General features: G+C 63.6%; 18 protein-coding genes and 2 tRNA genes. 10 read left to right on the top strand and 10 right to left on the bottom strand.

Going from position 1 to position 22,383, the window contains the following annotated elements; translation table 11 throughout:
- The first annotated feature begins 69 nt into the window (after positions 1-69).
- Positions 70-2,982, top strand: a complete 2,913-nt coding sequence (gene ppc / locus HFRIS_RS10660) for a phosphoenolpyruvate carboxylase (RefSeq protein WP_006463340.1) — start codon at positions 70-72, stop codon at positions 2,980-2,982.
- A gap of 404 nt (positions 2,983-3,386) precedes the next feature.
- The gene (locus tag HFRIS_RS10655) at positions 3,387-4,325 is read left to right on the top strand and encodes a dienelactone hydrolase family protein (RefSeq protein ID WP_006463339.1); all 939 of its coding nucleotides are present in this window, start codon (positions 3,387-3,389) and stop codon (positions 4,323-4,325) included.
- Positions 4,326-4,445: 120 nt separating this feature from the next.
- On the opposite strand, the gene HFRIS_RS10650 is transcribed toward HFRIS_RS10655, so the two are convergent.
- Positions 4,446-5,270 (bottom strand): HDOD domain-containing protein, encoded by an 825-nt coding sequence (locus HFRIS_RS10650; RefSeq protein WP_006463338.1) that lies wholly within the window; start codon positions 5,268-5,270, stop codon positions 4,446-4,448.
- 459 nt (positions 5,271-5,729) lie between these two features.
- Between HFRIS_RS10650 and argH the strand changes: the two genes are divergently transcribed.
- From argH to HFRIS_RS10615, 7 genes are all read left to right on the top strand, one after another.
- Positions 5,730-7,124: an argininosuccinate lyase gene (gene argH / locus HFRIS_RS10645; protein ID WP_006463337.1), complete on the top strand. Its 1,395-nt coding sequence runs from the start codon at positions 5,730-5,732 to the stop codon at positions 7,122-7,124.
- Between the two features lie 450 nt (positions 7,125-7,574).
- Entirely contained in the window at positions 7,575-8,732 is a 1,158-nt protein-coding gene (locus HFRIS_RS10640) for an ABC transporter substrate-binding protein (RefSeq protein WP_006463336.1), read from the top strand.
- A 275-nt stretch (positions 8,733-9,007) separates the two neighbouring features.
- Positions 9,008-9,889: a branched-chain amino acid ABC transporter permease gene (locus HFRIS_RS10635; RefSeq protein WP_006463335.1), complete on the top strand. Its 882-nt coding sequence runs from the start codon at positions 9,008-9,010 to the stop codon at positions 9,887-9,889.
- 1 nt (position 9,890) lies between these two features.
- Positions 9,891-10,766 (top strand): branched-chain amino acid ABC transporter permease, encoded by an 876-nt coding sequence (locus tag HFRIS_RS10630; RefSeq protein WP_006463334.1) that lies wholly within the window; start codon positions 9,891-9,893, stop codon positions 10,764-10,766.
- Positions 10,766-11,527: an ABC transporter ATP-binding protein gene (locus HFRIS_RS10625; protein ID WP_006463333.1), complete on the top strand. Its 762-nt coding sequence runs from the start codon at positions 10,766-10,768 to the stop codon at positions 11,525-11,527. The genes HFRIS_RS10630 and HFRIS_RS10625 overlap by 1 nt, the downstream gene beginning before the upstream one ends.
- Entirely contained in the window at positions 11,524-12,255 is a 732-nt protein-coding gene (locus HFRIS_RS10620) for an ABC transporter ATP-binding protein (RefSeq protein ID WP_006463332.1), read from the top strand. The genes HFRIS_RS10625 and HFRIS_RS10620 overlap by 4 nt, the downstream gene beginning before the upstream one ends.
- Positions 12,256-12,456: 201 nt before the next feature.
- Positions 12,457-12,541, top strand: a tRNA-Leu gene (locus HFRIS_RS10615).
- Positions 12,542-12,629: 88 nt separating this feature from the next.
- On the opposite strand, the gene HFRIS_RS10610 is transcribed toward HFRIS_RS10615, so the two are convergent.
- The 9 genes from HFRIS_RS10610 to HFRIS_RS10570 all read right to left on the bottom strand — a co-directional run bounded on the left by HFRIS_RS10610 (position 12,630) and on the right by HFRIS_RS10570 (position 21,888).
- Complete coding sequence (locus HFRIS_RS10610; protein WP_006463331.1) at positions 12,630-13,697, bottom strand: LacI family DNA-binding transcriptional regulator; 1,068 nt, start codon at positions 13,695-13,697, stop codon at positions 12,630-12,632.
- Positions 13,694-14,461: an alpha/beta fold hydrolase gene (locus HFRIS_RS10605; RefSeq protein WP_006463330.1), complete on the bottom strand. Its 768-nt coding sequence runs from the start codon at positions 14,459-14,461 to the stop codon at positions 13,694-13,696. The genes HFRIS_RS10610 and HFRIS_RS10605 overlap by 4 nt, the downstream gene beginning before the upstream one ends.
- Complete coding sequence (locus HFRIS_RS10600; RefSeq protein ID WP_006463329.1) at positions 14,451-15,272, bottom strand: HpcH/HpaI aldolase family protein; 822 nt, start codon at positions 15,270-15,272, stop codon at positions 14,451-14,453. Before HFRIS_RS10600 ends, HFRIS_RS10605 begins: the two co-directional genes overlap by 11 nt.
- 31 nt (positions 15,273-15,303) lie before the next feature.
- A complete protein-coding gene (locus HFRIS_RS10595) occupies positions 15,304-16,443 on the bottom strand; it encodes a cupin domain-containing protein (RefSeq protein ID WP_006463328.1) in 1,140 nt (379 codons plus the stop codon).
- Between the two features lie 43 nt (positions 16,444-16,486).
- Positions 16,487-17,545: an ABC transporter ATP-binding protein gene (locus HFRIS_RS10590; protein ID WP_006463327.1), complete on the bottom strand. Its 1,059-nt coding sequence runs from the start codon at positions 17,543-17,545 to the stop codon at positions 16,487-16,489.
- A gap of 46 nt (positions 17,546-17,591) precedes the next feature.
- Positions 17,592-18,434, bottom strand: a complete 843-nt coding sequence (locus HFRIS_RS10585; protein WP_006463326.1) for a carbohydrate ABC transporter permease — start codon at positions 18,432-18,434, stop codon at positions 17,592-17,594.
- Positions 18,435-19,310 carry a carbohydrate ABC transporter permease gene (locus tag HFRIS_RS10580; RefSeq protein ID WP_039875269.1) on the bottom strand — a complete coding sequence of 292 codons (876 nt, stop codon included), beginning with the start codon at positions 19,308-19,310 and terminating at the stop codon, positions 18,435-18,437.
- A 98-nt stretch (positions 19,311-19,408) separates the two neighbouring features.
- Positions 19,409-20,722, bottom strand: coding sequence for an ABC transporter substrate-binding protein (locus HFRIS_RS10575; protein ID WP_006463324.1), 1,314 nt, complete (start codon positions 20,720-20,722; stop codon positions 19,409-19,411).
- 23 nt (positions 20,723-20,745) lie between these two features.
- Positions 20,746-21,888 (bottom strand): porin, encoded by a 1,143-nt coding sequence (locus HFRIS_RS10570; protein WP_152486681.1) that lies wholly within the window; start codon positions 21,886-21,888, stop codon positions 20,746-20,748.
- Between the two features lie 378 nt (positions 21,889-22,266).
- On the opposite strand from HFRIS_RS10570, the gene HFRIS_RS10565 reads away from it, so the two are divergent.
- Positions 22,267-22,351 (top strand) — tRNA-Leu (locus tag HFRIS_RS10565).
- Positions 22,352-22,383: the final 32 nt, after the last annotated feature.

Here is a 22,383-nt window from a genome sequence, read left to right as displayed (position 1 = left end):
ACGCACACCACTGGCAAACCGATCCACAAGCACGACTTTCCTCCCCGAAAACCGCAGCAACCGTTGATCATGGCGACTACAAATCCAACTACACGCAGTGCCCGCTCCGCTTCTTCCAACTCCCGTCCGGCTGGCGCCAAGACTGCCAAGCCTGCCATTGCACCCAGCAAACCCGCACGCGGCACCGACAAGGATGCTCCGCTCAAGGAAGACATCCGTCTGCTGGGCCGCCTGCTGGGCGAGGTGGTCCGCGAACAGGAAGGCGATGACGTCTTCGAGGTGGTGGAGACCATCCGCCAGACCGCCGTGCGCTTTCGCCGCGAATCCGATGCCAAAGCCGGTGCCGAGCTCGACAAGCTCCTGAAGAAGCTGACCCGCGACCAGACCAACTCGGTGGTGCGCGCCTTCTCCTACTTCTCGCACCTGGCCAACATCGCCGAGGACCAGCACCACAACCGGCGCCGCCGCGCCCACCTGCTGGCCGGTTCCGAAGCGCAACCGGGCAGCGTGGCCTATGCCCTGTCGCGCCTGGATGACGCCGGTGTTTCCGGCGCCCAGGTGCGCAGCTTCCTCAAGGAAGCGCTGGTGTCGCCAGTGCTGACCGCCCACCCGACCGAAGTGCAACGCAAGTCCATCCTCGACGCCGAGCGCGAAATCGCCCGCCTGGTGGCCGAGCGCGACCTGCCGCTGACGCCCCGCGAACTGCGCCACAACACCGAACTGCTGCGCGCGCGCATCGCCACCCTGTGGCAGACCCGCATGCTGCGCTACACCAAGCTGACGGTGGCCGACGAGATCGAGAACGCCCTCTCCTACTACCGCATCACCTTCCTGCGCGAGCTGCCGGCGCTGTACGACGACATCGAAGCCGAGATCGACAGCCAGTTCCCCTCGCGTGCCAAGGCGCGCGTGGCCGAGCTGCCGCCCTACCTGCAGATGGGTAGCTGGATCGGTGGCGACCGCGACGGCAATCCCAACGTCAATGCCGCCACCATGCAGCATGCCCTCAAGCGCCAGTCCACCACCATCTTCGATTACTACCTCGATGAAGTGCACACACTGGGTGCCGAGCTGTCCATCTCGACCCTGATGGTCGATGCCAGCCCGGAACTGCTGGCCCTGGCCGATACCTCGCCGGATCACTCCGAACATCGCGCCGACGAGCCCTACCGGCGCGCCCTGATCGGCATCTATGCGCGCCTGGCCGCCACCGCCCGCTCGCTGGGCGTGGTCAACATCCTGCGCCAGGAAATCGGCAGTGCCGCCCCCTACGCCAACCCGGCCGACTGCGTGGCCGAACTGGATGTGCTGGTGACGTCGCTGCAGGCCCATCACGGCGCCGCACTGGTCAAGCCGCGTCTGGCCGGCCTCAAGCGCGCCGTGGAAATCTTCGGCTTCCACCTGGCCACGCTGGACATGCGCCAGAGCTCGGACGTACACGAACGCGTGCTGGCCGACCTGTTCGCCAAGGCCCAGGTCGAGGCCGATTACGCGGCCCTGAGCGAAGAGCGCAAGATCGCGCTGCTGCTGGGTGAACTGTCGCGACCACGACTGCTGTACTCGCCCTACGTGCAGTATGCCGACGAGACCGACTCCGAACTGACCATCCTGCGCGCGGCCCGCGAGATCCGCCGCCGCTATGGCGAGCGCGCCATCCGCAACTACATCATTTCGCATACCGAGACCCTGTCGGACCTGCTGGAAGTGCTGCTGCTGCAGAAGGAGACCGGCCTGCTGCATATCGAAGGCAACCAGTTGCAGGCGCTGGAGCTGATGGTGATCCCGCTGTTCGAGACCATCCCCGACCTGCGCTGCGCCGCCGAGATCATGCGCGGCTGGCTGACCCAACCCCAGGTCAAGGGCCTCATCGCCAAGCACGGCAAGCTGCAGGAAGTGATGCTGGGCTACTCGGACTCCAACAAGGACGGTGGTTTCCTGACCTCCAACTGGGAGCTCTACAAGGCCGAGAACCAGCTGGTGGAGCTGTTCAACGAGGCCGGCGTCAAGCTGCGCCTGTTCCATGGTCGCGGCGGCACCGTCGGCCGTGGCGGCGGCCCCAGCTATCAGGCCATCCTGGCGCAGCCGCCGGGTACCGTAAACGGCCAGATCCGCCTGACCGAACAGGGCGAGATCATCGCCTCCAAGTTCTCCAACCCGGAGATCGGTCGCCGCAACCTGGAACTGCTGGTTGCCGCCACCCTGGAGGCCAGCCTGATGCCGACCAACACCGACAGCAAGGAAGCCAGGAAGCTGGCCGAGTTCGAGCGGGTGATGGAGGAATTGTCGGAACGCGCCTATCAGGCCTACCGCAACCTGGTCTATGAAACCCCGGGCTTCACCGACTACTTCTTTGCCGCCACGCCGATCGCCGAAATCGCGCAACTGAACATCGGCTCGCGCCCGGCCTCACGCAAGGCCAGCCAGCGCATCGAAGACCTGCGCGCCATTCCCTGGGGCTTCTCGTGGGGCCAGTGCCGCCTGCTGCTGCCGGGCTGGTATGGCTTTGGCAGCGCGGTCTCGGGCTGGCTGGGCGAGGCCGGCAACGCCAAGGAGACGTCCAGGCGCCTGGCGACCCTGCGCGCCATGTGCAAGGAATGGCCATTCTTCGCCGCCCTGCTGTCGAACATGGACATGGTGCTGTCCAAGACCGACCTCGCCGTGGCCTCGCGCTACGCCGGGCTGGTGGCCGACCGCAAGCTGCGCAACACCATCTTCGGCCGTATCACCGACGAACATGAACGCACCAGCGCCGTACTCTCCACCATCACCGGCAGCAAGGAACGGCTGGCCGCCAACCCGCTGCTGGCACGCTCGATCAAGAACCGCTTCGCCTACCTCGACCCGCTGAACCACCTGCAGGTCGAACTGATCAAGCGCCACCGCGCCACCGCAGCGGCCAAGCGCACGCCGGAAGAACGCGTGCAGCGCGGCATCCACCTCACCATCAACGGGGTGGCCGCCGGCTTGCGCAATACCGGTTGAGCGTCGCTGCATCAGATGTTTCACCGCAAGCTGCCCGGGATGACCGGGCAGCTTTTTTTTCGCCCTGCCATGAGAAGAGCGATCATCGCCGGGAGACGCCCCGTCTCAAGTTCAGGCTTTACATGCCGATAACAGATGGATGAAGTGACATTTGGCAAGACGGCAAGCTGTTGCGAAGGATGGACAGCCGCGCCCGAGGTTTGTGCAGGATCAGGTTTTTGCAGCGCAAAAAACCGATTTGCCACGCCGACGAGCTCTTCACTTTTGTAAAATAAAGGCTGAACGAATTTAGAACACGTCACCGTCGCAAACCCTGAAGGATATTGCTTCAGAGACCATTTTCCCGGGCCATGGGGCGGGCCTGGAAACAGACGGTGCGGCATCGATACGGGGAATCACACACTATGCAACACTGGGGAAAACCGGTAGCCGCGTTCTGCATTGCAGCAACGCTGGCCCTGATCGGCGCACGCGTGCAGGCTGCGCCCACTGCGGCAGCACCGCCGCCACTGGAAGCCCGCCGTGTCTCGCTGACCAGCGTGGACAGCAAGGGTGGCAAGGCGACCGCGCTCTATGGCGTGTGGATCAAGGCGCGCAAGTCGCTCAACAGCAAGGGACCTTATCCCACCGTGATCGCCCTGCATGGTTGCGGCGGCCTCTACAGCATGGTGCGTGATGGCAAGGGCGAATTCACGCCACGCCACCTGGCCATGGCGCGAGTGCTGACCGACGCCGGCTACAACGTCCTGTTCCCGGACAGCTTTACCCCGCGTGGCCGCCGTTCCACCTGCCAGGACACCGTGGCCCAGCGCGAGATCAGTGCCATGAACCGACGCTTCGATGTGCAGGCGGCCATGCACTGGGTCACCTCCCAGCCGGATGTGGACGTCAAGCGCGTGGCCCTGCTGGGCTGGTCGCACGGCGCCTCGACCCTGCTGGCCTCGATCAACCTGGCGGAAACCGATGTGGCCGTGCGCAAGATCCAGCCGCGCGCGGCGGTGGCCTTCTATCCCGACTGCCGCCCCTATGCCAAGACCGGCGAAGCCTTCAAGCCGGCCGCGCCGTTGTTGATCCTGATGGGCGAAAACGACGACTGGACCCCACCCCAGGCCTGCGAAGCGATCGAACAGAAGATGCAGGGCAGCGATACTGAAATCGCCCTGCGCCTCTACCCCGACACCTACCACGACTTCGACGCGCCCGGCCTGCCGGTGCATGTGCGCATGGACGTGGCCGGCGTGGGCAAGCGCGGCGAGGGTGTCACCAGCGGCGGCAACCCGGATGCGCGCAGCCAGGCCTACCGCTCGATGCTCAACTTCCTGGACGCCAAGCTGAACTACTGAGCGCAGCGACCACACTGACCGTACTGCGGAAGCACCAAGACAAAATGCCGGCCCCTTGCGGGTGCCGGCATTTGTCATTTGCAGCCTGCCAGAAGCAGGCAAAAGGCAGGCAAAAGGCGATCAGGCCACCAGTTCCTGCATGCCCTCGCTCAGCTCCGGCAGCGGCGGCATCTCTTCGGTGAAGGTCGCCAGCGTCAGGCCCAGCTTGGCGGCCACCTCGCTGGGGAAGGTCGATTCCATTTCATCGGCGGAGTATTTGTTTTCTTCGGCCCGGGCACGCCAGGTGGCCAGGTGGACGATGGCGGCGAAAGGATCGTACTTGCCTTCCAGCGGCTGCGGGAAAGCCTTGATGACCTGGCTGAACTCGTCCGGGAAGCGCCAGCGGCGGGCCAGTTCGGCGCCCACGTCGGCAAAGTCGTAACCGAAGGACTTGCGTTCCACATCCAGGCGACGGGCGTCCAGGGGGCCGGCCACCTTGTCCACCTGCAGCGCCTGTTCCGGCATGGCCGCATGCATCACCAGCTGGCCGATGGCATGCATCAGACCCACGGTGAAGGCGAAATCGGAATTGAGCTTGGCCTGCTTGGCCAGCCACTTGGACACCACGGCCGTATCCAGGCTGTAACGCCAGAACAGCTTCAGGTCCACGCCCGGCAGCTTCTTGAAGCTGCCCGCCATGCCGGTGCTGACCACCAGCGTACGCACGGTCATGAAACCCAGCATCAGGACCGCGTCCTCCACCGTGCCGATGGTGCGCGAGACGTGGTAATAGGAGGAATTGGCCAGGCGCAGGATCTTGGCGCTGAGGACTTGGTCGGCGGCCAGTTTCTTGGCGATCTCTTCGATCGAGACTGACTCGTTGTTGAAACTTTCGATGACTTCCTGCACTACCTTGGGAATGCTCGGCAATGCAGTTTGCTGCTGAAACAGTGCTTCCAGATTCATGCTTCTCTCCTGTAAGACGACCCCCAAACATCTTGCTCATGAGCGCTAACAGGACCACCCCCGTGGCAACTGCGACCCGCCGTCGTCCCGATTTTGCATCGGTTCATGCCGGCCTGGCCGGAAGAGGTAGCCCTTTCCTCACCGGGATTCCCGCTCCCCGGATCAGTCATCGCCAATCGAGTATAGCCTTAGCTTTTGTCATCAGTACAAGGGTTTTTTGCGCTGCAGGAAGACTTGCGCAAAAACAACAAGCAAAAATGATGCCATGTGGAAATAATCACATTTCATCGAGGCCAACGGAAGCTCTCCAACACCATCGGGCGAGAAGGGACGAAAAAAGCGTGCAGGCTGACCGCTGGCAAATGCGAAAAATCCGCGCCCCGCAGCATTTCCGGCTGCATTGGCGTGGCCTGGCGCAGTTGTGCTTGCTATAATCGCCCATTCTCCGGAATTCCCAATATGACAGACCAATTTGCTAAAAAGGGCGAAGCCTGGTCGGCTCGCTTTTCTGAACCCGTCTCCGATCTCGTCAAGCGCTATACCGCATCGGTGTTCTTCGACAACCGCCTGGCCCAGGTCGATATCCAGGGCTCGCTGGCGCACGCCGAGATGCTGGCCCACCAGGGCATCATCAGCGCGGCCGACCACGCCGAAATCCAGCGCGGCATGGCCCAGATCAAGGGCGAGATCGACGCCGGCAAGTTCGAATGGCTGCTGGACCTGGAAGACGTCCACCTGAATATCGAAAAGCGCCTGACCGAGCTGGTCGGCGATGCCGGCAAGCGTCTGCATACCGGCCGCTCGCGCAATGACCAGGTCGCCACCGACATCCGCCTCTACATGCGCGGCGCTGTGGACGACATCGTGGGCCTGCTGCGCGAACTGCGCCTGGCCCTGCTGGACCTGGCCGAGCAACACGCCGACGTGATCCTGCCGGGCTTCACCCACATGCAGGTCGCGCAACCGATCACCTTCGGCCACCACGTGCTGGCCTATGTCGAGATGTTCGGCCGCGATGCCGAGCGCATGCTGGATGCCCGCAAGCGCATCAACCGCCTGCCGCTGGGCGCCGCCGCCCTGGCCGGCACCACCTTCCCGATCGACCGCCTGCGCGTGGCCAAGACCCTGGGCTTCGACGACGTCTGCCGCAACTCGCTGGATGCCGTCTCGGACCGTGACTTCGCCATCGAATTCTGCGCCGCCGCCGCGCTGGTGATGACCCACATCTCGCGCATGTCCGAAGAGCTGGTGATCTGGATGAGCCCGCGCGTGGGCTTCATCGACATCGCCGACCGCTTCTGCACCGGCTCCTCGATCATGCCGCAGAAGAAGAACCCGGACGTTCCCGAACTGGCACGCGGCAAGACCGGTCGCGTCAACGGCCACCTGATCGCCCTGCTGACCCTGATGAAGGGCCAGCCCCTGGCCTACAACAAGGACAACCAGGAAGACAAGGAACCGCTGTTCGACACCGTCGACACGCTCACCGACACCCTGCGCATCTTCGCCGACATGGCCCGCGGCATCAGCGTCAAGCCCGATGCCATGCGCGCCGCCGCCCTGCAGGGCTACGCCACCGCCACCGACCTGGCCGACTACCTGGTCAAGAAGGGCCTGCCCTTCCGCGACGCCCACGAAGCCGTCGCCCACGCCGTGCGTACCTGCGTGGACAAGGGTTGTGACCTGGCCGACCTGTCGCTGGACGAACTGCGCGCCTTCTCGGAGCTGATCGGCGAAGACGTCTTCGCGGTCCTCACGCTGGAGGGCTCGGTGGCCGCACGCGACCATATCGGCGGCACCGCACCCAACCAGGTGCGCGCGGCCATCGCCCATATCCGCAAGGAACTGAACTAAACACAGGTGGCGAACCCGTTTTCCTTTCAATACCCGTTCGGACTGAGTAGCGGCGTAGCCGCGTATCGAAGGCGCGCCATTGCTGCGCCTTCGATACGGCCCTGACGGGCCTACTCAGTCCGAACGGGAATAGATGGATTTCGCCACGGCACCAGGCAACAGCACCACCCCGTCCGCTGGCCGGACGGTTTCGCATGCCGCTGCGGCGCACCCTACCCGGGTGCGTGGCGGCGGGTTGTAATTGCTGGCGCAGCCTGCTTTTTCGGGTATGCTGTGCCGGCTGTATCGAAAGAGGCCGCAAAACGGTCTTCAGAGGATGGAGCACAAGTCCCGGCCATCCCGGGCGTCTTTTGCATCATCCTCGATGAAGGAATCGCCTTGTGACGTGGCGCTGGTCTGCGCTGCCTGACGGGGACGGTTTCTACAATATCTAACTGAGGAGAGAACTCGATGCAATTCAATACCATGCTCAAGACCATTCCGGCCCTGCTGATCGGTGCCACTCTGTCTTCGGCCGCACTGGCCGCCGACATCAAGCTGGGCGTCGCTGAAGCCCTGACCGGCCCGGCCGCCAAGTACGGCGTGGCCATCAAGAACGGCTTCACCCTGGCTTCCGAAGAAATCAACGCCAAGGGCGGCGTCAACGGCGACAAGCTGGCCCTGGTGATCGAAGACGAACAAGGCAAGAAGGAAGAAGCCATCAACGTCTTCAAGAAACTGATCTTCCAGGACAAGGTGCTGGCGGTGTTCGGCCCCACCCTGTCCAACTCGGCCTTCGCTGCCGACCCGATCGCCAACGCCTCCAAGGTGGTGGTCTTCGGTACCAGCAACACCGCTGACGGCATCACGGCCATGGGCCCCTTCACCTTCCGCAACTCCGTCATGGAAGCCGACGTGCTGCCCGTGACCGTGAAGGCCGCCGTGAAGCACTTCGGCATCAAGAAGGTCGCCGTGATCTACGGTAACGACGACGCCTTCACCAAGTCCGGCTACGACGTCTTCAAGGCCACCCTGGAACAGCAGAAGATCCCCGTCACCACCACCGAGGCCTATGCCAAGGGTGACGTCGACTTCAAGGCCCAGCTGACCAAGATCAAGGCCGGCAACCCGGACGCCATCGTCTGCTCCTGCCTGGCCGAAGAAGCAGCCAACATCATCCTGCAGACCCGCGCCCTGGGCATGAAGCAGCCCTTCATCGGCGGCAATGGCCTGAACTCGCCGAAGCTGTTCGAGATCGCCAAGGATGCCGGCGACAACACCCTGATGGGTAGCCCGTGGTCGGCCGAGAACCAGACTCCGGCCAACAAGGCCTTCATCGCGGCCTACAAGGCCAAGTTCGGTTCCGATCCTGACCAGTTCGCTGCGCAAGCCTATGACGCCATGTACATCGTGGCCGATGCCCTGAAGAACGTGAAGCTGTCGGGCAACCTGGCCAAGGATCGTGACGCCCTGCGCGCCGCGCTGCCGGCCGTGAAGATCGATGGCGCCACCGGCAAGTTCGCCTTCCGCGCAGCCCCGGCCGTGGCCGGCAAGCAGGTCGGCTTCGATGCGGACCAGGAAGCCATCGTCAACATCGCCAAGGGCGGCAAGTTCGTGCTGCTGAAGTAAGCACGCGATACCTTGAAGCAAGGCTGCCGGTATGCCGGCAGCCGCAACGATACTCTCCCGCAGTTCCGCCGCAGGGGCATTGCCTTGCCCCTGCGGCGATCCTGGCGCGGGATGCGCAAGACACTGCCAGGCCGGAACGGGGAACCACAGGCAGCCAGTCGGGATGACAGGCCGCTGATTCCGGCAATACGACGTAACGAGGGACTTCGTCCGCGCCATGCATGCATGCAGTGCAGGCAGCGAGCGCCGCGCCCCATCACCTATCGCAGGTTCCAATGTTAGAACAACAGCTCATCAATGCCCTTTCGCTGGGCAGCGTGTATGCGCTCTTCGCGCTCGGCTTCACGCTGGTCTTCGGCGTACTGGGCGTGATCAATCTTTCGCACGGCGCGATCTTCATGCTGGGCAGCTATGCCGCCCTGCTGTTGGTCGAGCAGATGGCACTGCCCCTGTGGGTGGCCCTGCTGCTGGCCATGGTGGCCACGGGCCTGCTGGGTCTCATCATCGACGTGCTGGTCCTGAAGCCCTTGCGCCGCCGCAATGCGCCCCACCTGACCCCCATGATCGCCACCATCGGCGTGGCCATCATGATCACCAACATCTCGCAGGGCCTGTTCGGCGCCGAGAACAAGCGCTTCCCCCAGGGCACCATCCCTGAAGAGAGCGTCAGCCTGGGCAACCTGCACATCACCGCCGTGCAAGTGGCCATCATCGTCATTGCCTTCGTGCTGATGGTGGTGCTGCTGGGCGTGATGCGCAAGACGCAGCTGGGCCGGGCGCTGCGCGCCATCGCCGAGTCGCCCAAGGCGGCCTACCTGCTGGGCATCAACGTCGAAGGCCTGTTCCTGCTGACCTCGTTTGCCGCCGCCGCCCTGGGCGGTGCTGCCGGCGTGCTGGTGGGGGTGTCCTTCAACGCCATCTCCCCCTTCATGGGCCAGCCGATGCTGCACAAGGGCATCGCCGTCATCATCCTGGGCGGCATGGGCGATATCCGCGGCGCCATGATCGGTGGCCTGTTCCTGGGCTTTGCCGAGGTGCTGACGGTCGCCTATATTTCGAGCGACTTCCGCGACGCGGTGGCCTTCGGCCTCCTGTTCCTGATCCTGCTGGTAAAACCCTCCGGCATGTTTGGCAAAGTGCTGGAAAGGAAGGCATAAGATGGGCTTCATGGAATGGTGGGATGGCTTCTGGGCCACCTACAACACCGTCATTTTCAGCATCGGCGTCAACGCCATGCTGGCACTCTCGATCTACGTCACCCTGTCCTGCGGCCTGCTGTCGCTGGCCAATGCCGCCTTCATGGGCATCGGCGCCTACACCGCGTCGCTGTTGACGATGCAGTTCGACCTGCCCTTCCCCATCGCCCTGGCCGCAGGCGGCGTGCTGCCCTCGCTGGTGGCGCTGGTGATCGGCATCCCCACGCTGCGCCTGTCCGGCGTCTACCTGGCCATGGCCACGCTGGGCTTTGGCGAGGTGGTGCGCGTGATCGTGCTGAACCTGGACATCACCGGCGGCCCCATGGGCTTGAACGGTGTGCCGCCCATCACCGAGTGGTGGCATATCGTGCTGATCCTGGGCGTGACCATCTACGCGCTGGCGCGCCTGCGCCGCTCCAAGACCGGGCGTGCCTTCGAGGCCATCAAGGAAGATGAAGTGGCGGCCCGCCTGATGGGCGTGAACGTGGCCGGCTACAAGCTCTTGGCCTTCGTCATCGGTGCCGCCATCGCCGGCGTAGCCGGTGGCCTGAACGCCCACTACACCTTCACCATCGGCCCCAACAACTATGGCTTCGAGAATGCGGTGGACATCCTGACCATGGCCGTCTTCGGTGGCACCAGCAACCTGATCGGCCCGATGATCGGTTCGACCATCCTGTCGCTGCTGCCGGAAGTGCTGCGTCACTTCAAGGACTTCCGCCTGGCCATCAACGGCCTGATCCTGATCCTGGTGGTGCTGTATCTGCCCAAGGGCATCTGGGACCCGCGCCGCATCCGCGCCTTCCTGGGTCGCAACGCTGAGAAGAAGGTGAAGTAATGCTTTTACAACTGAACGACATCAGCAAGAACTTCGGTGGCCTGCAGGTGCTGCAGGGCGTGAACTTTAACGTCAAGGAAGGCGAGATCTTCGGCCTGATCGGCCCCAACGGCGCCGGCAAGACCACCGTCTTCAACCTCATCACGGGCCTGTTGCGCGCCTCATCGGGCAGCATCCGCTTCAACGACGACGACATCGGCGCCGTCGCCCCGCACAAGATCACCGAGCGCGGCATCGCCCGCACCTTCCAGAACATTCGCGTGTTCAAGGAAATGACGCTGCTGGAAAACGTCGTGGTCGGCATGCACGAGCACCTGAACTATGGCGTGGCCAGCATGCTGTTCAACCTGGGCGGTTTCCGCAAAGCAGAGAAGGAAGCCCGTGAACGTGCGCTGGAACTGCTGTCCTGGGTGCGCCTGGACCACAAGGCGCACATGCTGGCCGATAGTCTGTCCTATGGCGAGCAGCGCAAGCTGGAGTTCGCCCGGGCGCTGGCCACCAAGCCAAAGCTGTTGCTGCTGGACGAACCGGTGGCCGGCATGAATCCGGCCGAGAAGACCGAGTTGATGAGCGAGATCGTCAACATCAAGCAACGCGGTTTCACCATCTTCATGATCGAGCACGACATGCGCTTCGTCATGGGCCTGTGCGAACGCATTGCCGTGCTCAACTTCGGCAAGATCATCGCCGAAGGCACCCCGGACCAGATCAAGAACAACCAGGAAGTGATCGAGGCCTATCTCGGCAAGGAAGAAGCATGAGCGCCAGCGGTAACAAGCAACCCATCCTCCAGGTGGAAGACCTGGCCGTGGCCTATGGCCACATCGAAGCCGTCAAGGGCATCAGCCTGTCGCTCAACGAAGGCGAGATCACTGCCCTGGTCGGTGCCAATGGCGCCGGCAAGAGCACCTCGCTGCTGGCCATCTCGGGTCTGGTGAAGGCGCAGCGCGGCCGCGTGCTCCTCAATGGCCAGGACCTGCTGCAGATGTCGCCGCACCGCATCGTCGAATCCGGCGTGGTGCAGGTGGCTGAGGGCCGTGCCACCCTGACCACGCTGACCGTAGAAGAGAACCTGTCCTTGGGCGCCTATACCCGTCGCGACAAGGACGGCGTGGCCCGTGACCTGGAGTGGGTGTACTCGCTCTTCCCGGTGCTGAAGAACCGCGCCGCCGGCCTGGCCGGCAATCTCTCCGGCGGCGAGCAGCAGATGCTGGCGATCGGCCGCGCCCTGATGGCCAAACCCAAGGTGCTGCTGCTGGACGAACCCTCGATGGGCCTGGCACCGCTGATCATCCAGGAAATCTTCCGCATCGTGCAGGAGATCAACAAGACCGGCATGACGGTCCTGCTGGTGGAGCAGAACGTACGCCAGGCACTGCGCATCGCGCAGCGCGGATATGTGCTGGAGACCGGCAAGATCGTGCTGCAGGACAGCGGCGCCAACCTGCTGGGCAATCCCAAGGTGGTGGAAGCCTACCTTGGCGGATGAGCTTCATCGGCCTCTGATACGGCACTTCAAAACGGCGGCCCGAGGGTCGCCGTTTTTCTTAGTTTTTCGGGACCTGTTGCAGGTGGAGACAGGCAGGCGAAAAATAATAAAAGATTTTTCAATTAAGTGTTGACCACCTTCCTGATAGGCCTTAATATGCAGCCTCTTTCAAGCACAGCAGCTTACCGCTGATGCCAGAAGGCCCACGTGGCGGAATTGGTAGACGCGCATGGTTCAGGTCCATGTGCCGCGAGGTGTGGGGGTTCGAGTCCCTCCGTGGGCACCAAAACATAAAAGGTCGATTGATGAAAATCAATCGGCCTTTTGCGTTTTGGGGACCACGAGCAAAGCGCCTGCGCCCTAGCCAATTCCTTCTATGCCCTGCCCGCCCGCACCGTCCCCCGCATCACCAGTTCCACCGCAAGTTCGCGAATCACCGGCGCACCACCACCCTGCTCCATCTGCGCCATCAACAGGTCGCAGGTTTCCTGCACCAGTCGCGGAATATCCTGGCGGATGGTGGTCAGTTGATAGGAAGCCCAGCTTGCCTCCGGCGCATCGTCGAAGCCAATGACCGAGATATCTTCAGGAATGCGCACCCGATAGGCGCAGCGCAAGGTATCCATGAAGCCCAGGGCAATCATGTCGCTGGCGCAGAAGACGCCATCGGTGCGCGGTGCTTCCTGCATCAGGCGATGCGCGGCGGCGCAGCCGTCCTGGTAGGAAAATGCGGCGTCGATCACCAGCGGCACCTGCACCTGCGTTTTCTTCAGATGGGCGGCAAATCCTCGGAAGCGTTCTTCATTGGTGGAGGTACCCGGGTTGCCGGCGATGTAGGCCAGCGAGGTGCAAGCGGCGGCGACCAGCGTGCTGGCGGCCAGCTTGCCGCCATGCTGGTTGTCGCTCAGCACCGCGCTGATGCTGGGATCGCGTTCGCGGCGGGCGAACTGGATCACCGGCAGCCCCTGCTCCGCGCATTCGCGTGCGAGGCTGGAAGACAAGGTCGCGGAGGCCACCACCAGGCCTTCGATCTGGTAATCGAAGAAGGTGCGCACGGCTTCATCGGCATTGCTGAAATTCTCGGCCGTGACGATCAGGGTCTGGTAGCCGGCCTGGTGCAGTCGCTGGCAAAACTCCGCCAGCGCCAGTGAATAGATCGGCGTGGCCTGCTGCGGGAAGACCAGGCCGATCAGGCGCGAGTGACGGGTGATCAGGCCGCGCGCAAAGGCGTTGGGCTTGTAGCCCAGTTGACGGGCCGCGGCCTGCACCCGCTCGCGCGTGGCGTCCGAGACCGATGCGCCCGGCGTGAAGACCCGCGAGACGGCCGACTGCGAGACCCCCGCCAGCCTGGCCACGTCCTTGGAGGTGGGCGCAGCGCGGGCGATGTCGGGCTTCTTGCCACCGTCGGCCGCGCTGTCGATTTTCTTTGCTTGGTTGTTCATGCCGCCTGTTCAGGTATCCCGTTGCATACGCAATCCAGCCATTTTTCCATCGAGATGATACTGGAACGCTCTGCCTCGATGGGGAGAAAGTGACCGCAATCCGGGACCCTGACCAGCGAACATCCACTGCGCACGAACACCATTTCGGCTTGCCGCTGCGGCGGGCACAGCTGGTCGTTCTGGCCGCACTGCACCTGTACCGGCACCTGCATGGCAGCCAGGGTGGACATGGAATCGGGCCGGCTGATGGCATAGCGGACCTGGTTGCGGAAGACCGCCGCCGGCGTCTGCCGCGCCATGGTCAGCACCAGTTCGTTCCAGCGCTGCCGACTCTCGGCATCAGCACCCGGATGGAAATAGCCGGGCAACATCTCCTGCTCCATCAGTGCCTGCACATCGCCAGCCTCGAAGCGTTCCAGCTGCAGGCGCCGCAGCGTCAGGTTGCGCGGCGCATCAGCACGGGCGGTGGACGACACGATGCACAGCCCAGCCACCCGTTGCCTGGCCTGGCGCACCAGTTCGAAGGCCAGGATCGCACCCAGCGAAAAACCGCCGAGCGCGAAACGCCGGGGCAGCATTGCCAGCAAACGGCTGGCTTCGCCGCTCAAGCTGACTTCCAGCCCGATCTGCGGCACGATGACCTCGCGCTGTCGTGACAGCGCAGCCACATGCGCGAGCCAGATGCGGCTGTCGCACAGCGTGCCGGGCAGCAGCACCAGCGGCAAGGCATCCGCCGCGCCGCCGTGCCCTGCTTCAATAGCCACCGGCTCCTCCGCCCTCCCGCGCAGCCGGCTGGGGAGCATGCCCGGAGAGACTGCGTCCACCGCGACTGCGTTCCAGACGCCGTCGCAATTCGCTGCCCAGGCTACCCACGTCATTGCCCGGGGTGACCAGCGAGAAGCCCTGCTGCAGCCGCGCCTGCGCGCTGTCGCCATCGGCGCAGAAAATACCGGTCATCAGATTGCGTTGGCGTGCCGCTTCCAGGATGGCAGCGATGGCCTCCTCCACCCGGGGCGCGAAGGCAGCGCCCGGTCGCTCGCCCAGCGACAGCGCGAGGTCATTGGGGCCGACATAGATGCCATCGAGCCCATCGGTCTCCATGATGCTTTCCATGTTGCGCATGCCCTCCACCGATTCGATCATGGCCAGCGTCAGCACGGTGTGATTGGCGTGGTCGAAATAATCCGGGCCGCCATACAGGAGACCCCGGGCCGGCCCGAAGGAACGATTGCCCATGGGCGGGTAACGGCACGCCGCCACGAACTGGCGCGCGATCTCCGGGGTATCGACCTGCGGGCAGATGACGCCGTAGGCACCGGCGTCCAGCAGGCGCATCAAGTGGCTGGGCTCGGCGCTGCTACTGCGCACCAGGGGCACCGCTTGGGTGGTGCTGATGGCCTGCAGCATGGCGACCGCCTGCGCGAAGTCCATCATGCCATGCTGCAGATCGACCGTGACCGAATCAAAGCCCTGGGCTGCCGCCACCTCGGCGGCATAGGCGCTGGGAATGGAGAGCCAGGCGTTGACCAGTGGCAGGCCGTTCTCCGATTTGCTCCTCAAGTCGTTGGGGCGCATGCGGTTTCCTTTCGTATCGGGATAAGGGACATCACTTGAGCCAGTGACTGGTGCTGGGCATCAGTTCGGTGCGGCACAGGTAGTCGCTGGCATCCAGCGCCACGCCACGGGCGCCGACGGCCACCTGGATGGTTTCGGTGAAGCGCGGGCGCTTGCGCTCGTCACCGGCGCAGATGAGCAAGAGTTCGACATCGCTGCCGGAGGCATTGGCAAAGCAGCGCCAGACCTCACCCGGGATGGACAGGGTGTCCTGCTCCTGTAGCTCCACCACGCTGGAGGCATCTTCATTGAAGGCCACGCGCACGCTGCCCCGGATGCAGATGACCACCATCTTCTGGCTGATCAGGAAGGGACCGGCCTCCTGCCCGGGTGGCAAGCGCATCCATTCGATGGAGAAGCCCTGCGGGTCCTGCACCCGGGGGCGCTGGTTGCGGTCCTGGGTGATGCCGTAGCCGATCACCGGCGCCAGCTGGCTGGCATGGCCGGGCAGGCAGGCATCAAGCAGCGCGTGGCTGCTGAAGGCGCGGTCCTCGGCGGTGGTGACACGGCCTCGCATTTCTTCCGGCGAGACCTTGCGCAGGCGCGCCACTTCCTCCGCCGGGAACGGCGCCATCCACTTCAAACCCAGGGGCAGGAGCTGGCCGGCGCGGCGGTCGATGAGCTGGTTGTCCTCGGCCAGATAGAGGCCGGTCTCGTTGGCCTGGCCCATGATGTCCGGGCTCCAGATGACGCCGCCGGTGTCGTCCCCGCCCAGGCAGGAAAACAGCCAGCCGTCATCCGGCCCGACGTTGGTAAAGCCGCGGAAGATCCAGGTCGGCAGGCAGACGATATCGCCGGCCTTGAGCACATACTCGCCCTCTTCTCCTTGCGGCCCCCAGCGCAGCAACCACTCGCCACGGGTGCAGATGAATACTTCGCTGGTGAAGTGGATGTGCAGGTTGTTGGTCACGCCATGGGGCATAGCGGCGGCGCCGATGTTGAAACCGTGCGGCTCCTTCAGGTTCACCACCTGGCTGGCGCTTTGCGTCACGCCGGGGCCGATGATGGAATAGTTTTCCTTGGGCATGGAGCCCGGCAGGCGGCAATCCAGGAAGGCTTCGTCGCAGGAGACGTATTGTGTCTTCCGGATATGGCGTGCCTCGGCTTGTTCTTGGGTCAGATAGATGCTCATCTCATTGTTCCTGTGTCTTTGATCCTGTGTCGTTGGTCTTGCCTCATTGATCGATGCGGTCGCCGCTTTCCGCGTCGAACCAGTAGAGGCGTTCCGGGCGGATGCAGAAGGCGATCGGGTCGCCTTCCTTGACGCGCTCGCCCTTTTCCAGCTTGGCCACGAAATACTGGCCCTCCAGCTTGACCGTCACCAGCGTGTTGTCGCCCAGCAGTTCGAAGGCATAGACCTCGCCCAGCAGGTTGGCTGTGCCGGGTTCCCTGGCCAGTTGCACATCCTCGGGACGCACGCCCAGGATCAGCTTGCCCGCGCGCGGTGGCTGCACCGCCACCACATGGCCACCGCCGACCAGGAAGCGGTCCTGGTCACCGTCGCCGTGCAACAGGTTCATCGCCGGCGAGCCGATGAAGCCGGCCACGAAGGCGTTGGCGGGACGGTTGTAGATGTTTTCGGGCGTATCGATCTGCTGCAGCACGCCCTCCTTCATGATGGCCACCCGCGTGGCCAGGGTCATGGCCTCGACCTGGTCGTGGGTGACATAGACGGTGGTCACCTCCAGCTCCCGCGCCAGGTGACGCAGCTCGGCGCGCATGGTGCCGCGCAGCTTGGCGTCGAGGTTGGACAAGGGCTCGTCCATCAGGAACACGCGTGGCTTGCGCACGATGGAACGTGCCAGGGCCACGCGCTGGCGCTGGCCACCGCTGAGTTCAGCCGGCCGGCGCTGCAGCAGGTGCTGCAATTCCACCCGACCGGCGGCGCGCTGCACCGCGGCCTCGATCTCGGCCGCCGGCTGGCGGCGCAGCTTGAGCGGATAGGCGATGTTGTCGCGTACCGTCATGTGCGGATAGAGCCCGTAGTTCTGGAACACCATGGAAACGTCGCGCAGGCGCGGCGCGATGCCGTTGACGCGTTGTGCGTCGAAATACAGGTCACCGGAGGTCGGCTCTTCCAGCCCGGCGATCATGCGCATGGTGGTGGTCTTGCCGCATCCGGACGGCCCCAGGAGGACCAGGAATTCGCGGTCCTCGATCTGCAGATCGAGATTCTTGACGGCATGGAAGCCGTCCCATTTCTTGTCTATGCCTTGCAGGCGCAGCGTGGTCATTCTGTCTTCTCCATTCTTGATATTGGCTGGGCTGATAGGGGGTGCGCTATCGCACCGAACCCTGGGTCAGGCTCTTGATGAATTGTTTTTGCACCGTCATCGACAGCAGGAACATGGGCAGCGCGATGATCATGCCGGCCGCCGCCATCAGCTCCCACAGGTCGCCGCGCTCGGTCCTGAGCGCCACCAGGGCGATGGGTAGCGTGACCGCGTTCTGCTTGGAGGTGATGAGGGCGAAGATGAACTCGTTCCAGGTCAGCGTGAAGCTGAAGACAGCCGAGGTGATGATGCCCGGCAGCGCCGTGGGAACGACGATGGTGGCGATGATGCGGCCCAGCGATGCGCCGTCGATCATGGCGGATTCTTCGATATCCACTGGCACGGCATCGATGAAGCCCTTGATCATCCAGATCGAATACGGCAACACGATGGAGAGGTTGACGATCACCAATGCGCTGCGGGTGTCGAGCAGCCCCAGCTGCTTGAACATCAGGAAGTAAGGCAGCACCACGATGGCCGCCGGGATGAACTGCGAGGCTACGATGCCCACGAACAGTGCCTGCCGGCCGGGGAAACGGAAGCGCGAGAACGCATAGGCCGCCGCCACCGCCAGCGGGATCGCCACCAGCACCGTCCCCAGCGCCACCCAGAGGCTGTTGGCGAGCTTGTCGCCGAGATGCCAGGGGGCGGCGAAGACGGTCCTGAAATTGTCCCAGGTGGGGCTGAACCAGAGCTGCAGGGTGTAGACATCGCGCGGGGTCTTGAAGGACGTCAGCACGATCCAGAGGATGGGCAGCAGGATGCAGCCGATGATGGCGTAGACGCCGATCAAGCCGCCGATCCGCGCCAGCCGCGATGTCATGACGCCGGGGTTGCAGGGCTTGCTCATTCAGATTCCTTTCTTGAAAGCGAGGCGCATGTAGAAGCCGGCCAGCACCAGCATCACCGCCGTGAGGACATAACCGGCCGCCGCCGCATAGCCCATGTCGTAGTACTTGAAGCCGATCTGGTAGACCAGGTAGGCCAGCGTGGTGGTGGCATTGCCCGGCCCGCCATCGGTGAGGGCGAAGACGGCGTCGAAGGCCTTCAGTGCGAACACGGTCTTTAACAGGATCACCACCGCCACCACCGGCTTGAGCTGCGGCAGCGTGATATCGACGAAGATGCGCAGGGGCGAGGCGCCATCGACGGCGGCCGCTTCTTCGGTCTCCTTGGGGACCGAAGCCAGGCCACCCAGCAGGATCAGCGTCATGTAGGGCGCCCAGTGCCAGACATCGCTGATCACCAGCGCCACCATGGCCCAGGCCGGATGCGCCAGCCAGATCAGGCTGGCCAGTCCGGGAAAGAGCTTGCCCAGCGATGCGGCGATGACGCCGTATTCCGGGTTGAGGAAGAAGCGCAATGAAATGCCGATCAGCGCCGGGCTCATCACGAAGGGCAGCATCAGCAGCGCCCGCGCCACCGAGGTCACGCGGCCGGCGCGACGCAACAGCAAGGCGCAACCCAGCGCAATGAGGCAGGTCGCCAGCACGTCGATACCGACGAAGGACAGCGTGGTCGCAATGGAGGCGACGAATTCGGAATCACCGGCCAGCAGCTCGGCATAGTTGTCCAGGCCGACGAAGGGGCCGGGTGCCGACGAATACGACAGCTTCCAGCTGCGGAACGACAGCGCCAGGGAATACAGCAAGGGGAATACGGTAGTGACGGCGATGACCAGCAGCGCCGGCAGCATCAGCAAGTACGCCAGACGATTGTTTTTCATGGAACGGGGTTGGAATCAGGTTGGGACGGCCGGCCTGGCCGCCATGGCAGGGCTGCCTGCCCTCCGGGTGGAGGACAGGCAGGCCAGGTCAGACTGGGTCAGACCAGCTTGCGGACCTTTCTGGCAGCGTCGTCAAGTCCCTCCTTGACCGGGACGGTGCCCAGCGCCATCTTCGAGATCGCCGTATCGAGGATGTCGGAGATCACCGGCCACTGCGGGATGAGCGGCAGCACGCGGGCGTTCTTCAAGACTTCGCCGGCCATCTTGTGCATGCCCTGCGAGAGCGCATTGACGGCGGGGTCGGCCAGATTGGCGTTCTGCACGCTGACGATCTCGTGCTGGGCCGGGTCCAGCAACAGGGATTTCTCGATGGCAGGCTGGGTGAGCCAGGCCAGGAATTCCATGGCTGCTGCCTTCTTCTTCGAATGACGATCGATACCGTAGAGCCACAGGTTGGTGTGGGACGGCGTGGCCACGCCGGGGTAGCCTGGCATGGGCGCAAAGCCCACTTTCTCCGGCGAGAGCGTGGAGGACTTGGCATCCGTCAGCCCCTGGTAACGCCACCACCAGGTGGGCAACATGGCGCACTTGCCCTGGGCCATGGAATTGACGGCATCGGTCTCGTTGAAGCTGACCGAACCGGCCGGCGTGACCTTGTGCTTCAACATCAGGTCCAGGTAATCCTGGGTCGCCGCGATGCCGGCCGGGGACTGGAAGGCGGGCTGGTTGCGCGCATCCAGCAGTTCACCCCCGCGTCCCCACAGGAAATCGAACCAGACCATCAGGTTCTGTCCCGAGTTCTTGCCGTAGTACATGGCAATGCCCGGCATGCCGGCACCGGCCTGGATAGCCTGCGACACCTTCACCACCTCAGCCCAGGTCTTGGGGACGGGCAGCTTGAGATCGGCCAGCACATCCTTGCGATAGAACAGCAATTGCACGTGACCGCGAATGGGCAGGCCGATATAGCCGGACTCGTTGCGGCTGGCGCGCAGGTAGGCATCGGGATAGCGCGTCATGTCGATGCCCTTGTCGCGAATGCCGTCGTTGAGCGGATGCAGCAGGTTCTTCAGCGAGGGCGCCCAGACATCCATGACGGAGACCACATCGTAGTCGCCGTTCTCGGCCACCATCTCGGCGGTGAGCTTGTCGCGGATGCTGGTGAAGGGCACGTACTGGTACTTGACGCGGATGCCGGTCAACTCTTCGAAGGCCGCCAGGCGTGCCTCGTGGGCGCGGAACTGCGGCGCCACCACGGTCAGCACGTTCAGCTCGACACCCTTGAAGGGCTTGCCCGGCGTCACCCCGTTCGCTTGCGGTTGGGCCCGTGCCAGCAGCGGCAGGCTGCCACTTGCGCCTGCCCCCAGCATGGCTGCGGACGACAGCAGGAAACCTCGACGATCTTGTTTCATGTTCGACTCCTCCCCTGGGCCATTCAGAAGGCCGTGCGCATGGCCACGCGCGAGACCACCTGCACCCCATTGGACGACGGTGTGCCGGCGCCGAACACGTTCAATGCACCGAAGGCGCGATCATGCTGGTAAGCCACGGTGGAATAGAGCGAAGTGCGCTTGGACAGCGAATAGGAAAGCGAAGCCGTGACCTGATCGGCCGCCCCCAGATCGCTGTTGCGGGTCTGGTGCTGCCAGGACAGACCGCCGTTGACCACCGGCGTGAACTGGTAATCGGCGCCGATATCGAGCGTGTCCACCCGCGCGCCCTTCCAGCTGATCCCGCGTGCCGCGTAACTGACCAGACCGTCGAAATGCACCTGGGTGTAGGAACCGTAGAGGGCCAGCTTGTCCAGCGTCAGCTTGGCACCCGCGCCGGCCAGCCGCTTGGTGGCGTACTGGCTGTCGCTGCCCGGCACGCTGGAGACGCCCGCCACAGCGCCGATGAGGAAGTTGCCCTGTCCGTAGTTCAGGCCTGCCTGCGCGGTGCTGCCACGCGACTGCGAACCGGCCTGCTCACCCAATCCCAGCAAGGCCCCGAAACGGAAACCCGAAAAGCTGTTGCTGGAAAACTTGAGCGCATTGTTGACCCGTGCGCCGTAGGTGTGATTGCCCAGCTGTGCCGTCGCAGCGATGGCGCTCATGCCATCCAGGCCCTGTCCGCTGGCGCCGATGTTGTTGTGACCGGCGTTGGTATACCCCATCAGGTTGAGGTAATCGAACATGAAGTCGTACTGGCGTCCGATGGCCCACAAGCCGGCGGCCGTGTTCAGTCCCACGTAGGACTGGCGTCCGAACAGCAGACCGCCCTGCCCCATGCTGCCCTTGGCCGCGTCGAAGCCGTTTTCCAGCTTGAAGACCGCCGACATGCCGCCGCCCAGGTCTTCGCTGCCGGAGAAGCCGACGCGATTGCCGGCCGCGATGCCGTTATCCAGCCGCAGCGCCGAACCGGATGCTGCAATCTGGCCGCCATTGAGCGCGACGCTGTTGCTGTAGTAGCTCAGCCCGGAATCGACTAGGCCATAGATGACGATATTGGACGTTTCATGGGCCTGGACGGGCTGGACGAAAGTAGCGAAATGGCCGAGCGAAAGCGCAGCCATGCCGAGAGCAGCATGGATCCTCAAGGTGGTCTCCTGTTGATGTTGTGGTTTTGAGAGGGAGTATGCAAAGCTGACTTGAGCTGTTTTGCATACGTATGCAATATAGCCAAAGAATTGCCTTGTGTAAACTATTTAGTGAAGGATTGAGGCTGCGCAAGAACCCCTGCCTGAAAATCCGGCAGGGAAATGGGCGTGGGAAGGTGGGTGTCTCGCCGGAATCGCATCCGGCTGAAGGGGGGGTGTTGAAGGCTTGGACGACGCGCACGCAGTCGCAGCAGTGCAACCTGCGCCGGGTGGAAACAGCAGGGATAAAAAATTGAAATTAGGTAGTGACGGCGAAGAAAAATGCCATTAGAATGCAGCCTCTTTCAAGCACGGCGGATTGATTGCTGCTGCGAAAAGGCCCACGTGGCGGAATTGGTAGACGCGCATGGTTCAGGTCCATGTGCCGCGAGGTGTGGGGGTTCGAGTCCCTCCGTGGGCACCAAACAAAAAAGGTCGATTGATGAAAATCAATCG

Source organism: Herbaspirillum frisingense GSF30 (genome assembly GCF_000300975.2).
Classification (GTDB): domain Bacteria; phylum Pseudomonadota; class Gammaproteobacteria; order Burkholderiales; family Burkholderiaceae_D; genus Herbaspirillum; species Herbaspirillum frisingense.
The sequence above is the reverse complement of the archived record's forward strand: the minus strand, read 5'-3'. Positions and strand labels throughout refer to the sequence as shown.

Coding starts and splice junctions, on each gene's coding strand:
- HFRIS_RS10635 (WP_006463335.1), top strand. CDS start 9,008: ATGTTAGAACAACAGCTCATCAATGCCCTTTCGCTGGGCAGCGTGTAT.
- HFRIS_RS10630 (WP_006463334.1), top strand. CDS start 9,891: ATGGGCTTCATGGAATGGTGGGATGGCTTCTGGGCCACCTACAACACC.
- ppc (WP_006463340.1), top strand. CDS start 70: ATGGCGACTACAAATCCAACTACACGCAGTGCCCGCTCCGCTTCTTCC.
- HFRIS_RS10585 (WP_006463326.1), bottom strand. CDS start 18,434: ATGAGCAAGCCCTGCAACCCCGGCGTCATGACATCGCGGCTGGCGCGG.
- HFRIS_RS10580 (WP_039875269.1), bottom strand. CDS start 19,310: ATGAAAAACAATCGTCTGGCGTACTTGCTGATGCTGCCGGCGCTGCTG.
- HFRIS_RS10655 (WP_006463339.1), top strand. CDS start 3,387: ATGCAACACTGGGGAAAACCGGTAGCCGCGTTCTGCATTGCAGCAACG.
- HFRIS_RS10620 (WP_006463332.1), top strand. CDS start 11,524: ATGAGCGCCAGCGGTAACAAGCAACCCATCCTCCAGGTGGAAGACCTG.
- HFRIS_RS10590 (WP_006463327.1), bottom strand. CDS start 17,545: ATGACCACGCTGCGCCTGCAAGGCATAGACAAGAAATGGGACGGCTTC.
- argH (WP_006463337.1), top strand. CDS start 5,730: ATGACAGACCAATTTGCTAAAAAGGGCGAAGCCTGGTCGGCTCGCTTT.
- HFRIS_RS10610 (WP_006463331.1), bottom strand. CDS start 13,697: ATGAACAACCAAGCAAAGAAAATCGACAGCGCGGCCGACGGTGGCAAG.
- HFRIS_RS10625 (WP_006463333.1), top strand. CDS start 10,766: ATGCTTTTACAACTGAACGACATCAGCAAGAACTTCGGTGGCCTGCAG.
- HFRIS_RS10575 (WP_006463324.1), bottom strand. CDS start 20,722: ATGAAACAAGATCGTCGAGGTTTCCTGCTGTCGTCCGCAGCCATGCTG.
- HFRIS_RS10650 (WP_006463338.1), bottom strand. CDS start 5,270: ATGAATCTGGAAGCACTGTTTCAGCAGCAAACTGCATTGCCGAGCATT.
- HFRIS_RS10595 (WP_006463328.1), bottom strand. CDS start 16,443: ATGAGCATCTATCTGACCCAAGAACAAGCCGAGGCACGCCATATCCGG.
- HFRIS_RS10640 (WP_006463336.1), top strand. CDS start 7,575: ATGCAATTCAATACCATGCTCAAGACCATTCCGGCCCTGCTGATCGGT.
- HFRIS_RS10600 (WP_006463329.1), bottom strand. CDS start 15,272: ATGCGCCCCAACGACTTGAGGAGCAAATCGGAGAACGGCCTGCCACTG.